The sequence below is a fragment of the Rudaea sp. 3F27F6 genome, assembly GCF_005503555.1.
In the GTDB taxonomy this organism is placed as follows: Bacteria; Pseudomonadota; Gammaproteobacteria; order Xanthomonadales; family Rhodanobacteraceae; genus Rudaea.
This window is the reverse complement of the sequence record NZ_SCNG01000001.1, coordinates 1,318,486-1,333,152: the sequence shown is the minus strand read 5'-3', so window position 1 is coordinate 1,333,152 and position 14,667 is coordinate 1,318,486. Positions and strand designations below refer to the sequence as shown.

Genomic DNA, 14,667 nt, shown 5'->3' with positions numbered 1-14,667 from the left:
GATGTTTCCGATAGCCGGCCGGCGCGAGAAGAAGCGCAATCCCGTCTTCGTAGGAATGACGGGGCTAGCGAAAAGGGAGGAAGTGAGATGGTGAGCGAAGGCCAACTGCTGTGGAAGCCCGACGCGAAGTTCGCAGCCGACTCGAACGTCGCGCACTACATCGACTGGCTGCGCGAAAGCGGGCGCGCCGAAGTGTCGGACTACGAATCGCTGCGGCGCTGGTCGGTGACCGAGATCGAGAAGTTCTGGCGTTCGGTCTGGGACTATTTCAACGTCACCTCGTCGACGCCGTACAAGCAGGTGCTCGACCGCCGCGTGATGCCCGGCGCGAAGTGGTTCGAGGGTTCGCGCGTCAACTATGCCGAGCATCTGCTGCGCTATGCCGGGCAGGCGCGCGCCGATGAAGTCGCATTCCGCCATCTGACCGAGTTCCGCCCGCTCGCGAACATGACCTGGGGCGACGTCGCGGCCGCGGTGCGCAAGGTCGCGACGCAGTTGCGCAAGCTCGGCCTCAAGCCGGGCGACCGCGTCGTGTCGTACATGCCGAACGTGCCGGAGACGGCGATCGCGATGATGGCGAGTATCGCCGTCGGCGCGGTCTGGTCGTCGGCTGCGCCCGAGTTCGGCGTCAAGACGGTGATCGAGCGTTTCTCGCAGATCGCGCCGAAGCTGCTGTTCGCGGCCGACGGCTATCAGTTCGGCGGCAAGACCTTCGCGCGCGAAGCCGAAGTGCGCAAGATCGCCGGTGAACTGCCGACGCTCGAACACATCGTCTGGCTGCCGTATCTCGAAGACGGCGGCATCAAGGCGGAATCGAAGATGCCGGTCGATCTGCGCGGCGTGCTGAGCTGGAAAGCGTTGATCGATGCGCCCGACATTAGCGCGGCCGATTTCCGCTTCGAGCGCGTCGAGTACGACCATCCGATCTGGGTCGTGTTCTCCTCGGGCACGACCGGCCTGCCGAAAGCGATCGTGCACAGCCATGTCGGCGTGCTGATCGAGCATCTCAAGTTGATGCACTTTCATCTCGGCCTCAAGCCCGGTTCCACGATGTTTTTCTATTCGACGACCGGCTGGATGATGTGGAACCTGCTGATCGCGGCGCTGCTGACCGGTTCGTCGGTGGTGCTCTACGACGGCAATCCGACCTGGCCGAACCTCGATTTTCTCTGGCGGCTTGCCGCCGACACCGGCGCGACCTCGTTCGGCGCGAGCCCGACCTTCGTGCAGATGATGGAGAAGGCGGGACTGAAACCCGGCGAGCAGTTCGATCTTTCGCGCCTGGAATCGATGCTCGTTGCCGGCGCGCCATCGACGCCGGAGACGTTCGCCTGGTGCTACCGCAACGTCAAGCCGGACTTGTGGGTCACCTCGCAGTCGGGCGGCACGGAAATCTGCTCGGGCTTCGTCGGCGCCTCGCCGACCTTGGCTGTGCACGCGGGCGAAATCCAGACGCGCATGCTCGGCATGGACGTGCATTCGTGGAGCGACGACGGCAAGGAACTGGTCGACGAAGTCGGCGAGCTTGTCGTGCTCAAACCGTTTCCGTCGATGCCGATCAAATTCTGGAACGACGAAGGCGGCAAGCGCTATCACGAATCGTACTTCGACACGTTTCCCGGCGTCTGGCGCCACGGCGACTTCATCAAGATCAACGCGCGCGGCGGCTGCTATATCTACGGCCGTTCGGATTCGACGCTGAACCGCTACGGCGTGCGCATCGGCACCGCGGAAATCTACCGCGCGGTCGAGCAGGAGCCCGAAGTCGCCGACAGCCTGATCGTCTGCTGCGAACTGCCGGGCGGCAATTTCTTCATGCCGCTGTTCGTCAAGCTCAAGCCCGGCTTCGATTTGAGCGACGAGGTGAAGGCGCGCATCAACAAGCGCCTGCGCGAAGACTGCAGCCCGCGCCACGTGCCCGACAAGATTTACGCGGTCGCCGCGGTGCCGTACACGCTGACCGGCAAGAAGATGGAAGTGCCGGTGCGCAAGATCCTCATGGGCTGGCCGCTGGAGAAGGCCGCTAGCCGCGACGCGATGCAGAATCCCGAGGCGATCGATTACTTCGTGCGCTTCGCCGACGAATCGGCCGACTACACCTGGCGCGCACCAGCCGCGCGGACGGAGAACGCGTGATGAGCGCGCGCGCCGCGGGCCAAGGCCGGCCGTCACGCAAGGCGAAGCCGCGCGGCGCGGCGGATTTCGTCGCGCGCGGCGTCGACAACGTGCTCGGCCAGAACGCGCTCGGCGATTTCCGTCCGAGCGATCTGTGGGACACCGCCGGCACCCTGCTGCGCCAGAGCGCGCGTCAGCCGCTCGCGCTCGCGCGCGCCTCGCTCGGCTTCTTCGGCGAACTCGGCAAGGTCGCGGCGGGCGAATCGCAGCACGCGCCCGACGCCGGCGACCGCCGCTTCAGCGATCCGGCCTGGCAGGAGAGCACGATCTACTCGGGCCTGCTGCAAAGTTATCTCGCGCTGCGCGAATCGATGTCGCGCTATGCGAAGAATTCGAGCCTAGACCCGCGCCAGGTCGAGCGCGTGGATTTCCTCCTCGCCCAGATCGGCGACGCGCTCGCGCCGAGCAATTTCCTCTTCGGCAATCCGGCCGCATTGCGCCGGGCGAAAGAAACCTGGGGGCTGTCGCTCGTGCGCGGCGCGAAGAATCTGCTCGGCGACTTGTGGAAGCGCCGGCCGATTCCGTCCCAGGTCGACGAGAAGGCGTTCAAGATCGGCGGCAATCTCGCGGCGACGCCGGGCGAGGTCGTGCTGCGCACCGAGATGTTCGAGCTGATTCAGTACGCGCCGCAGACCGAGCGCGTGCATGCGCGGCCGATCGTGGTCGTGCCGTCGATAGTGAACAAGTATTACGTGCTCGATCTCGCGCCGGGGCGCAGTCTGATCGAATACTTCATCAAGCAGTCGATGACCGTGTTCGTCGTCGCTTGGCGCAATCCGCAGCCGCGCCACGACCGCTGGGGCATGGCCGAATACCAGGACGCGATCGAAGCCGCGATCGATGCGGCCTGCGCGATCCGCAAAAGCAAGGACGTGAACCTCTGGGCCGTCTGCGGCGCGGGGCCGGTCGCGGTGTCGCTCGCCGGTTGGTTCGCCGCGGTGAAGAAAAAGAAGATCCACTCGATGATGCTGTTCGTCTCGCCGCTCGACACGAGCGCGATGTCGAAGGCGCCTGGCGTCGGCGCCTTCGTCGATACGGCGTCGGCGGATGCGGTGGCGCAGCCGGCGAAGAAGGCGCTGCGCAAGCGGCGCATGAGCGCTAAGGAATTCACCGTGTTGTTCGCGATGCTGCGCGCGAACGATCTGATCTGGCACTACTGGGTCAGCAACTATCTGCTCGGCAACACGCCGGCCGCGTTCGACGTGCTCTACTGGAACGGCGACGGCACCGGCATGACCGCGCAGTTCAACTACGATTTCGCCGAGTTCGTCGAAACCAATCCGTTCGTCACGCCGGGCGCGTTCAAGGTGCGCGGCAAGGCGATGCCGGCGCTCGACGCGCTCGGCATCGACAGTTACGTGGTCGGCGCGGCCAATGACCATCTGTGTATCTGGCAGGGCGTTTACTGCAGCGCGCAGTTGCTCGGCAAACGCAGCCAGTTCGTGCTCGGCAACAGCGGCCATATCCAGACCATCGTCAATCCGCCGGGCAATCCGAAGTCGAGCTATTGCACCAACACGTCGCTGTCGGCCACGGCCGAAGAATGGCTTGCCTCGGCCGAGCGCCATCAGGGCAGTTGGTGGGATCACTGCGTTGCCTGGACGCGCGCGCATGCGGGTGCGCTTGTCGCGGCGCCGAAGATGGCCGGCAACAAGAAATATCCGCCGCTGTGCGCTGCGCCGGGTGTGTATGTGCATGAGCGGGTGTGAGGACGGTGATCCAGTGAATCCCACGACAGCGTACATAGCTGTTGGTCATTCCCGCGAAGGCGCGGGTCGCGGCAGGCGAATCGCCGGTTGTTGGGTGAGCTTTAGTTTTATGCGCGCGGATTGGAGCAAAGGCGCTGGATTCCCGCCAGGAGCGTGCGGGAATGACGAGCAGATGGAGATGGACGTATGACGGTCGCCGTCGCGACGCCGCTTAAGCCGGGCTCGAAGCGCAGGATCGAGCTGCGCCAGATCGACGTGCTCGGCACCAGCCTGCGCGTCGCGGTATGGCCCGGCGACAAGAAGAAAACGCCGCTGCTGCTGTTCAACGGCATCGGTGCGAGTCTCGAACTGCTCGCGCCGTTCGTCGATGCGCTCGGCGACATCGAGACGATCGTGTTCGACGCGCCAGGTGTAGGCGAGTCCTCGCTGCCGCCGATTCCGTATCGGTTGTGGATGCTGTCGCTGCTCAGCTCGCGCGTGCTCGACGCGTTCGGCTATGCGCGCGTCGACGCGCTCGGCGTGTCCTGGGGCGGCGCGATGGCGCAGCAGTTCGCGCTGCAGAATCCGCGCCGCTGCCAGCGCCTGATCCTCGCCGCGACGTCGCAGGGTGTGCTGATGGTGCCGCCGAAGCCGTCGGTGCTGGCGAAATTCCTCACCCCGCGGCGCTTCAACGATCCGGTGTTCCGCCGCGCGATCGCCGGCGACATCTATGGCGGCAAGGCGCGCACCCAGCCGGGACTGCTGCGCGAGTTCCACAAGACCGGTCGCGTCGGCTATTTGCTGCAGCAGCTCGCGATCGCCGGCTGGACCAGCCTGCCGTGGCTGCCGCTGCTGCGCCAGCCGACCCTGATCCTGGCCGGCGACGATGACCCGGTGATCCCACTGGTCAACGCGCGGCTGATGGCGCGGCTGATTCGCAACGCACGTCTGCATGTGTTCCACGACGGCCACCTGTTCTTGATTTCCGACGCGGCCGAAGCCGGGCGCGTGGTGCGCACATTTCTCGGCGAGCGCGAGAAAGCGCGCCCAAAACCTGATCCCTCCCGCGCGCGTGCGCGGGAGGGCTACGCATCGATATGAAGGAAATGCGGATGAAGAAACTCGAAGGCAAAGTCGCTCTGGTATCGGGCTCGGGCCGCGGCATCGGCCGTGAGATCGCGCTCAAGCTCGCCGCGGACGGCGCGCGCGTGGTCGTCAACGACCTCGACGCCGCGCTCGCCGGGGAAACCGTCGCTGCGGTGCGCGCCGCCGGCACGGACGCCACGGCCTGCGTCGGCAGCGTGACCGACAAGGACTTCGGCGAACGCTTCGTGCAGACCGCCGTTGATACGTTCGGCGGCCTCGACATCATCGTCAACAACGCCGGCTACACCTGGGACGGCGTGATCCAAAAAATGACCGACGAGCAGTGGTACGCGATGCTCGACGTGCACATGACCGCGCCGTTCCGCATCCTGCGCGCCGCGTCGGATTTCATCCGCGCGAAAGCGAAGGAAGAGGCCGAGGCCGGGCGCGAAGTGTTCCGCAAGATCGTCAACATCTCCTCGCTCGCCGGGGTCGGCGGCAACGCGGGCCAGCTCGGCTACGGCGCGGCCAAGGCCGGAGTCAACGGCATGACGCGCGTGATGGCGAAGGAGTGGGGGCGCTTCAAGGTCAACGTCAACTCCGTGGCGTTCGGGCTGATCAAGACGCGCCTGACCGAGAGCGCGGCGGGCACCGGCGCGATCCGGGTCGAGGGTCGCGAGATCAAGGTCGGCGTCAACCCCGAGGTGATGAAGACGATGGAGGCCGGCATCCCGCTCGGCCGCGGCGGCACGCCGGCCGAAGCGGCCGGCGCGGTTTATCTCTTCTGCATACCCGAATCCGACTACATCAGCGGGCAGGTCGTCGTCTGCTCGGGCGGGTTCATGTTCTAGCCGTTTAGACGTCCAGAAATCCCAATCGAATTCACCAAGGAGCACACCATGAGCAGCAAAAAGCCTGTCGTCATCTACGGCGTCAACGGCTACACCGGCCGCCTCGTCGCCGAGTATTGCCGCGAGTACAACATCCCCTTCATCGCCGCGGGACGCGACGGCAAGCGCATCAAGGAAGTGATCGACAAGATCCCGGGCATCGAAACGGCCGATTACGAAATCGCCGAGGTCGAGCACACCGTCCCGGCGCTGACCAAGCTGCTCAAGGGCAGCAAGGTGCTGTGCAACATGGTCGGGCCGTTCGCCAAGTACGGCCCCGAGGCGGTCGAAGCCGCGCTTGCCGCCGGCGTGCACTACACCGACACGAACGGCGAACAGAACTGGATGATCGAGTGCGATGAGAAGTGGGGACAGAAATTTGGCGACAAGAATCTGTGCCTCGCTCCCGGTATCGCGCAAATGTATACCACCGGCGAGATTGCGGCGCAGATCGCGCTCGAAACGCCGGGATTGCACACGCTCGACATGCTCGTGCTGTGGAAGGGCTTTCCGACCTACGCGTCGGTGCAGACGATTTTCGCGATCCTCACGTCCGACTTCTATTATCTCGAAGGCAACAAATACGTGAAGTGGCAGCAGGGTGCGAAAGCGGACGCGATCGTTCCGGGCCAGCACGAAACTGCGCTCGTGCTGCCGTGGGGCGGCACTGCGCATCCGGTCTGGTTCAAGAACGATCCGCGCGTGCACAACTGCAAGGTCATGGGCGGCGTGTTCGCGCGCGCGGTCATGGACAACGTCGTCGCCATGAACGCGAAGATCGATGCCGATATCCGCCCGCTGCCGCCCAAGGAGCAGCAGAAGGCGCTGTCGGAAATGGCAGCCAGCGTGCAGGCAGGCATGCCGCCGCGCGAGAATCCGCTCGTCAATATTTCAATCGACTCGGTGATGGCGAGCGGCCCGCTCGGATTCAAGCACGTCGTCATCCGCGGCAACCAGAATTACAAACAGACCGGCCTGCTGCAGGCGCATTTCGCGCATCACTTGCTGCAGGCGCCGCCGAAGCGCTATGGCTTCGCCTCGGGCTGTCAGGCGCTTGGTCATCGCGAATTGCTTGGGGTGCTGCAGAGTTTTGGGTTGGTGTCTGCGCCGGTGATTACCTGACACGGGGCTCGCTTTTTTCTCGTCATTCCCGCGAAAGCGGGGCTTTCAACAGCCGCAGGGCTGGTCATCCAGCTCTTGCCTTCGCTCGTCATTCCCGCATGCTCTTAGCGGGAATCCAGCGACTTTGCTTTTTGTTTTGTTTAAGAGCAAAGGCTTCCACTCGTCCTGCGGACGAGCGGCTTACTTTCTCTGCTCGTGCAGAGAAAGTAAGCAAAGAGACACGCCCCAGAACATTGCGCCCTATGGGCATCCTGCCCAAAGGGTCCGCGACATCGGCCGGGTTCCGCTAATTGCACCTCCGTGTGCAATAGCGGAATCGGCGCGATCCATCGCGCCGACCCTGCGGGCCTTGTCGTCCGCTGCCGCCGCAATGTAATGGGGACCCGGAAGAGCCGGAGCAGCGCGCATCGTGCGCGCCCAAGCGAAACGCCTCTTCTTCGAATCAGAGTCTTGATGAAAGCCAGATCGCGAATCGAGTAAGATTGGCAGACAAAGTAAATACGCCTGCACCAACTCTACTTTGTTGACGCAGTCCATCCTGACCGTGATCATGGTGTGACTGCTCGTCGGCTTCGATGCCGTCGATGGCGGCGATGAGTTCGGCATCTCTGTTGCGAAGAATGGCTCGCTGTTCGCGAAGATGGCCAAGAACAATAGATTCCACGCCGGCGGTGCATGCCAGTATTCCGGTTCTTCCAAACAGCGCGCTGGTTATACCCAAGGCGTAGCCGCCAATGCGCCAGAGCAGTAGGGCGTGGCAGGGACGAATATTCCGTTGAGCCAGCATTCCGGCAAAGACGTTCAAGTGTCTTCGCTCATCGACGAGCATTTCCGCCAACAAATCACGACCCGAAGGCCAAATCATGCGCGCGAGGAAAAGCTGCGATTGATAAATGCCGATCGCGCCGAATTCGCCTGAATGATTCACGCGCAGAATGCGTTGAACATCGATTGGCCATTGGCCGCCCTTCATGCTGATCCGGCGCTGCTGTGAAGACAGAGGACGAAGAGTACCGTTCGGCAGTGATGGATTCAGCTTTTTATTTGGGTTTTGACCTCGAGTCCCCGTCAGCCGCGGCGAGGGCATGACGAATTCGCCCGCAGGGTCGCGCGCAGGATGCGCGCGAGTTCGCGAATGGACATGGATGTCCATCGAGCGAACCCCGGCATGACCTCGCGAACCCGTAGCGCGAAGGGCGTGGCTCCCGGGGTGTGTTCTCTTTGGTTACTTTCTCTTGCACAAGCAAGAGAAAGTGACCCGCTCGTCTGCAGGACGAGTGGAAGCCCTGGTTCTCAAACCAAAAAAAGCAAAGTCACTGGATTCCCGCTAAGAGCACGCGGGAATGACGAGCGAAAAGAAGCAAAAAAGGGGCGCGCCCTCGCGAATCGCGCGAACGCGAAATTAGGAAGCAGCCGCCTGCCGATATGAATGCGGCGTCGTCTTCAAGAAGCGCTGAAAAACCCGAGTCATATGCGACTGGTCGGAGAAGCCCGACTGTGCCGAGATGTCTTTGATCGGCAAGTGGGTGCGCTTGAGCAGGTGTTGCGCGCGCTCTAGGCGCATCCTCAGCACGTAGGCGTGCGGCGGGACGCCGAAGCGCGCCTTGAACTGGCGCAGGAAGTGCGAGGTGCTGGTGCGGGTGACGGCGGCGAGTTCTTCGAGCGACAGTTGGCGGTCGAGATTCGATTCGATGTAGTGGTTGAGTACGCGCGCCTGCATGTGCGACAGGCCGTGGACTTCGCGCGGCTCGCGCAGTTGCACGTTGGCGTAGTTGCGCAGCAGGTGTACGCAGAGCTGAGTGCTGATCGCGTCGACGTAGAGCCTGCCGCCGAGGTTGTTCGCTTGTACTTCGTCGGCGATCGCGTTGAGGCTGCGCTTGACCAGATCGTCCTCGGTGCTGAGCACGTCCTGCAGTTGCACGTCGGCGATGTCTTTGTCGAAGGCGTCGGCCGAGACTTTTGCGAGCAGTTGCCGGGTCAGGTAGACGTGGATGACGTCGATCGGCGCGTCCCATACCCACTGGCATTCTTCGGCGCGGGTCAGGATCGAGACGCTGCCGGGCACCGCGCGCTTGGCCTGCCAGGGGCCGTCGACGCGGCGGTGCATATGGGTGACGCCGTCGCGGTAGGTGACGATGACGAAATCGCGCAGGGCGGGAACGTTGACGTCGGAGGCGCCGTAGCGATACGCGCGCATGCTCACTTCGCCCCAGCCGAGGGCGTCGCTGCTCAGCAGCACCTCGCCGGGGACATATTTCTGCAGCTGGTCCGGTGATACCAGATCGGCCATATGGCTCTGTGACAAGCCTCTCGGTTTTCGATTGACAAGTCTGTCGTGCGACGCACACTCAAGCAATGTGCAGTGCAGCATGCCAGCGTCGCCGGCATGCCGCTGATTTCAGTAAAAACTTCGGCGTTTACCAGGGCAGGGTCTGGCCGAGGTGGGAGAAGCTGCCGGTCGGGCCGTCGGCACCGATCAGGGCGAGTTCGACGCTCGATTTCGCGCCGTCGGCGACTTCGAGTTCGCCGTGGCTGTTCATATCGGTCTTGACCGAACCCGGATGGATCGCATTGACCTTGATCGCGGTGTCGCGCAGCTCGTGGGCGAGATGCACGGTCCAGGCGTTGACCGCCGACTTGGACGCATCGTAGGCCGGCACCTTGAAGTTGTAGATGCCCGAGTTCGGATCGCTGTGCAGGGTGATCGAGCCGAGGATGCTCGACACGTTGACGATGCGGCCCGCGTCGGATTTGCGCAGCAGCGGCAGGAAGGCCTGGGTCACTTCGACGACGGCGAAGACGTTGGTGTCGAAGGTCTGGCGCCACGCATCGAGCGACTGCTCCGACGATTTCTTCGCCGTGTCGTCGAGAAGGACGCCGGCGTTGTTGATGAGGATGTCGAGATGGCCGTGCTTGGCTTCGACGTCTTTCGCCGCGGCGGCGATGCTGCCCGCGTCGTTGACGTCGAGTGCGATCGCAGAGACGGGCAGGCCTTCGGACTGCAGCTTCAGCGCGGCTTCGGTGGCCTTGGCGCGGTCGCGCCCGGCAAGCAGCACGTGCACGTTGTTCTGGGCGAGTTGGCGCACGGTTTCGAGACCGATGCCGCGCGTGGCGCCGGTGACGAGGGCGATTTTCTGGGTCATGGGATGCTCCGTGAGTTGAGAGGGATACAAAAAATACTGCCGGCTGCGCTAGGGCGCAGTGGTACCGGAATGCAGGGTGATCTTGTGCGCATAGGCGAGCACGACAAGGCCGCCGATCAGCGCCGCGAAGGCACCGAACAGCAAGACCGGATTGACGCCGGCATGATCGACCAGCCAACCGCCGGCGAGAGCGCTGCCGCCGATCATGATTTGAAACGCGACCACCAGCGCCGAAATTCCGCGTTCCGCCTCTTGCGGCGCGGTGACGTACATCCAGGTGTTGGCCATCATCGGAAAGCAGCCCCAGGCGACGCCCCAGAGACTCACGAGCAGGATCATCGCGATGGTCGAACTCGCCAGGACGGGCAGTAGTCCGATGCTGAGCATGAGGACGACCGCGGTGGCGAGGAAGCCGTAGCGGACGTCCTTGCTGCCGAGGTGGCCGCCCGCCCAGGTGCCGACGATGCCGGCGGCGCCGTAGATCAGCAGAGTGATGGCGATCAAGTCCACGTCGAAGTGTGCGGCCTGTTGCAGAAACGGCGCGAGGTACGCATACGACATGAAGTGTCCTGTGCCGACGAGCAGGATCGCGATGAAGCCGATGCGCGAAGGCATTGCCGTCAGCAACAGCCCCAGATCGCGCAGGCGATAGTTGCCGATCGCTGGCACGCGCGGCACGAAGCGCCAGAGGCCGACCATCGCCACGATGCAGACGCCGGCGATGAATGCAAAGGTCGGACGCCAGCCGATCGCGCCGGTCAGCCAGGTGGCGAGCGGCACGCCGAGCACGGTCGCCGCGGTCACGCCGAGCATATAGACCGACATGACCTTGGCGATGTGCATTCCCTGCGGCCCGATTCGCGGAACGATGCCGAGCGCGACCGACCAGAAGCCGCCGACGGCGACTCCCTGCAACAGCCTGCCGACGAGCAGCATGGCGTAGGACGAAGCGCAGGCCGAGATGAGATTGCCGGCGACGCTGGCGAGAACCGTGGCCAGCACGACGTTGCGGCGATCGCTGTTGCGGCCGAAGTACGGCACGGCGAGCGCCGCGATCGCGGCGGACAACCCGGGCAGCACGATAGTGGCGCCGGCGGTGCCGGCGCTGATGTTCAAATCGGCGGAGAGGATATTGAGAATGCCGACCGGAAGGAATTCGCTGGTGACCAGAATGAACGCGGTGATGCTCATGGCAATCACCGCCGTCCATTGGCTCGTGCGACTTTCCGGGCGTACGTTGGGCGGGCATTCGTCGCCCGCGGGAATCGAGATCGGATTGGACATGAGCGGATGCTGTGTGCAGGTCTGCGCGGCGATCAGTGACTGATCGCCGGCAACGCAGGCGGTGCCGTATCGTCCTGCTTCGGCTGCGCCGCACGCTGTTTGCGGCGGCGCACGAGCAGGTAGAACACCGGCGTCAGCAGCAGACCGAAGAAGGTCACGCCGAGCATGCCCGAGAACACGGTGACGCCCATCGCGCGGCGCATCTCGGCGCCGGCGCCTGTGGCGAGCGCGAGCGGCACGACGCCCATGACGAACGCGAGCGAGGTCATCAGAATCGGGCGCAGACGCAGGCGGCAGGCGTCGAGCACGGCCTGCCAGACCGATTCGCCCTGCGCTTCGCGGTCCTTGGCGAACTCGACGATCAGGATCGCGTTCTTGCAGGCGAGGCCGATCAGCACGATGAGTCCGATCTGGGTGAAGATGTTGTTGTCGCCGCGCGTGACCTGCACGCCGAGGATCGCGCAGAGCAGGGTCATCGGCACGATCAGGATCACCACCAGCGGCAGGGTCACGCTCTCGTACTGCGCGGCGAGCACGAGGAAGACGAGCAGCACGACCAGCGGAAAGATGATCATCATCGTGTCGCCGGCGAGGATCTGCTGGTAGGTCAGGTCGGTCCATTCGTAGCCGAAGCCGTTCGGCAGTTCCTGCGCGAGCACTTCTTCGATCGCCTTCTGCGCCTGGCCCGAGCTGTAGCCCGGCGCGGCGGCGCCGTTGAGCTCGGCAGCGAGGAAACCGTTGTAGTGCGGCACGCGGTCCGGGCCCGAGGTTTCGCGCGCGGTGACGAAGCTCGCCAGCGGGATCATGTCGCCGCGTGCGTTGCGCGTCTTCAGGCGGCCGATGTCGTCCGCGGTCAGGCGGAAGCCGGGCTCGGCCTGCGCGTTGACCTGGTAGGTGCGGCCGAAGCGGTTGAAGTCGTTGACGTAGAGCGAGCCGAGGTACATCTGCATCGTGTCGTAGATGTTCTGCAGCGGCACGCCGGCGGACTTCGCCTTTTCGCGGTCGACATCGACTTCGATCTGCGGCACGTTGACCAGAAAGCCGGAGAACAGGCCGGCCAGTTCAGGCCGCTTCGACGCCTTGGCGATCACGTTCTGCAACTGCTTGTACAACTCGTCGGCGCCGAGGTTGGCGCGATCCTCGAGCTGCAGCTTGAAGCCGCCGACCACGCCGAGGCCCTGCACGGGCGGCGGCGGGAAGATCGCGATGAAGGCGTCCTGGATCTGCGCGAACTGCATGTTCATCGCCATGGCGATCGCGCCGGCCGACTTCGAGGCGTCACGGCGCTCGTCGAACGGCTTCAGCGGGGTGAACGCGATGCCCATGTTCGGCGCGTTGGTGAAGCCGTTGATCGACAGGCCCGGGAACGCCGGCACCGATTCGACGCCCGGCGTCTTCAGCGCGATCGCGCCCATGCGCTTGATCACTTCGGTCGTGCGGTCGAGCGTGGCCGCGTCGGGCAGCTGGGCGAAGCCGACCAAGTACTGCTTGTCCTGCGGCGGCACGAAGCCGGTCGGCGTGCGCATGAAGCCGTAAGCCGTGACCGCGATCAGCGCGGCGTAGATGAACACCGCGACCGAGCTGCGGCCGAGGATGCGGCTGACCGTGCCGACGTAGCCGTTCGACGCGCGCGTGAAGAAGCGGTTGAACGGACGGAAGAACCAGCCGAGCGCGGCGTTAAGGATGCGCGTGGCGCGGTCGGGCGGCGCGTCGTGCGCCTTGAGCAGCAGGGCCGACAACGCGGGCGACAGGGTCAGCGAGTTGAATGCCGAGATGATCGTCGAGATCGCAATCGTGATCGCGAACTGCTTGTAGAACTCGCCCGACAGACCGCTGATGAACGCGGTCGGCAGGAACACCGCACAGAGCACGAGCGCGGTCGCGATGATCGGGCCGGTCACTTCTTTCATCGCCTGCACGGTCGCTTCGTACGGCGACAGGCCTTCGCTGATATTGCGCTCGACGTTCTCGACCACGACGATGGCGTCGTCGACGACGATACCGATCGCGAGCACGAGGCCGAACAGCGACAGCGTGTTGAGGCCGAAGCCGAGCAGGTGCATGACGCCGAGCGTGCCGATCAGCGACACCGGTACCGCGAGCAGCGGAATGATCGACGCGCGCCAGGTCTGCAGGAACACGATGACGACGATGACGACGAGCAGGATCGCTTCGAGCAGGGTGTGCAGCACGGCTTCGATCGAGCCGCGCACGAACACGGTCGGATCGTAGGCCGGGTCGTAGTCGATGCCGTCGGGGAACGACTTCTTCAGCTCGGCCATCTTCGCGCGCACCGCGTCGGAGATCGCGATCGCGTTGCTGCCCGGACGCTGGAAGATGCCGACGCCGACCGCGGTCTTGTTGTTGAGCATCGCGCGCAGCGCGTAGTTGTCCGAGCCGAGTTCGACGCGCGCAACGTCCTTGAGGCGCGTGATCTGGCCGTTCTCGCCGGTGCGCACGATGATGTTGGCGAAGTCTTCTTCGTCGACGAGGCGGCCCTTGGTGCTGACCGCGATCTGGAAGGTCGGCTTGCTCGATCCGTCGGAAACGCTCGGCGTCGCCGGCGAGCCGAGCTGGCCCGCGGCGACCTGCACGTTCTGCTCGCGGATCGCGTTGGCGATGTCGCCCGCGGTAAGGCCGCGCGCAGCGACCTTCTCCGGATCGAGCCACACGCGCATCGAATAGTTGCCGCCGCCGAACTGCTGCACGTCGCCGACGCCGTCGATCTTGGCCAGCTCGTCCTTGACGTGCAGGACCATGTAGTTGGCGAGGTAGTTGAGGTCGTAGCGACCGTCGGGCGAAGTAAGGAACACGCCCATGGTGATGTCCGGCGTGGACTTGTTCACCGTCACGCCGATGCGCTGCACGTCGGACGGCAGCTTCGGCGTCGCCTGGGCGACGCGGTTCTGTACGAGCTGCTGCGCCTTGTCGACGTCGGTGCCGAGCTTGAACGTGACCGTCAGTGTCATCACGCCGTCGCTGGTCGCCTGCGAGAACTGATAGAGCATGTCCTCGACGCCGGTAATCGCCTGTTCGAGAGGACCGGCGACGGTGTCGGCGATCACTTTCGGATTCGCGCCCGGATAGGTCGTGCGCACGACCACGGTCGGCGGCACCACTTCCGGGTACTCGGAAATCGGCAATTGCGGAATCGAGACCAAGCCGGCGATCAAAATGAGCGCCGACAGCACGCCGGCGAAGACCGGACGTGTAATAAAAAATTGCGAGAGATTCATAGTGTGCCTTTAATCTTTCCTTCTCCCCGCGGGAGAAGGTGGC

10 protein-coding genes are annotated in these 14,667 nt (G+C 64.2%); 5 read left to right on the top strand and 5 right to left on the bottom strand.

All coding sequences use genetic code 11. From position 1 onward, the window contains the following. Positions 1-90: 90 nt before the first annotated feature. The 5 genes from FFS30_RS05705 to FFS30_RS05685 all read left to right on the top strand — a co-directional run bounded on the left by FFS30_RS05705 (position 91) and on the right by FFS30_RS05685 (position 6,961). The gene (locus tag FFS30_RS05705; protein ID WP_212742408.1) at positions 91-2,136 is read left to right on the top strand and encodes an acetoacetate--CoA ligase; all 2,046 of its coding nucleotides are present in this window, start codon (positions 91-93) and stop codon (positions 2,134-2,136) included. Then, positions 2,136-3,884, top strand: a complete 1,749-nt coding sequence (locus tag FFS30_RS05700) for an alpha/beta fold hydrolase (RefSeq protein ID WP_137912107.1) — start codon at positions 2,136-2,138, stop codon at positions 3,882-3,884. The genes FFS30_RS05705 and FFS30_RS05700 overlap by 1 nt, the downstream gene beginning before the upstream one ends. A 186-nt stretch (positions 3,885-4,070) precedes the next feature. Continuing rightward, the gene (phaZ, locus tag FFS30_RS05695) at positions 4,071-4,964 is read left to right on the top strand and encodes a poly(3-hydroxyalkanoate) depolymerase (protein ID WP_137912106.1); all 894 of its coding nucleotides are present in this window, start codon (positions 4,071-4,073) and stop codon (positions 4,962-4,964) included. Positions 4,965-4,975: 11 nt separating this feature from the next. Continuing rightward, positions 4,976-5,800 carry an SDR family oxidoreductase gene (locus FFS30_RS05690; RefSeq protein ID WP_137912105.1) on the top strand — a complete coding sequence of 275 codons (825 nt, stop codon included), beginning with the start codon at positions 4,976-4,978 and terminating at the stop codon, positions 5,798-5,800. 48 nt (positions 5,801-5,848) lie between these two features. Then, positions 5,849-6,961: a DUF5938 domain-containing protein gene (locus FFS30_RS05685; RefSeq protein WP_137912104.1), complete on the top strand. Its 1,113-nt coding sequence runs from the start codon at positions 5,849-5,851 to the stop codon at positions 6,959-6,961. A gap of 442 nt (positions 6,962-7,403) precedes the next feature. On the opposite strand, the gene FFS30_RS05680 is transcribed toward FFS30_RS05685, so the two are convergent. The 5 genes from FFS30_RS05680 to FFS30_RS05660 all read right to left on the bottom strand — a co-directional run bounded on the left by FFS30_RS05680 (position 7,404) and on the right by FFS30_RS05660 (position 14,624). Beyond that, positions 7,404-8,114, bottom strand: a complete 711-nt coding sequence (locus FFS30_RS05680) for a demethoxyubiquinone hydroxylase family protein (RefSeq protein WP_137912103.1) — start codon at positions 8,112-8,114, stop codon at positions 7,404-7,406. Between the two features lie 249 nt (positions 8,115-8,363). Further along, positions 8,364-9,251 carry an AraC family transcriptional regulator gene (locus FFS30_RS05675; RefSeq protein ID WP_171014438.1) on the bottom strand — a complete coding sequence of 296 codons (888 nt, stop codon included), beginning with the start codon at positions 9,249-9,251 and terminating at the stop codon, positions 8,364-8,366. A gap of 127 nt (positions 9,252-9,378) precedes the next feature. Continuing rightward, positions 9,379-10,104: an SDR family oxidoreductase gene (locus tag FFS30_RS05670; protein ID WP_137912101.1), complete on the bottom strand. Its 726-nt coding sequence runs from the start codon at positions 10,102-10,104 to the stop codon at positions 9,379-9,381. Between the two features lie 48 nt (positions 10,105-10,152). After that, entirely contained in the window at positions 10,153-11,388 is a 1,236-nt protein-coding gene (locus tag FFS30_RS05665; protein WP_137912100.1) for an MFS transporter, read from the bottom strand. 32 nt (positions 11,389-11,420) lie between these two features. Next, complete coding sequence (locus tag FFS30_RS05660; RefSeq protein WP_137912099.1) at positions 11,421-14,624, bottom strand: multidrug efflux RND transporter permease subunit; 3,204 nt, start codon at positions 14,622-14,624, stop codon at positions 11,421-11,423. Positions 14,625-14,667: the final 43 nt, after the last annotated feature.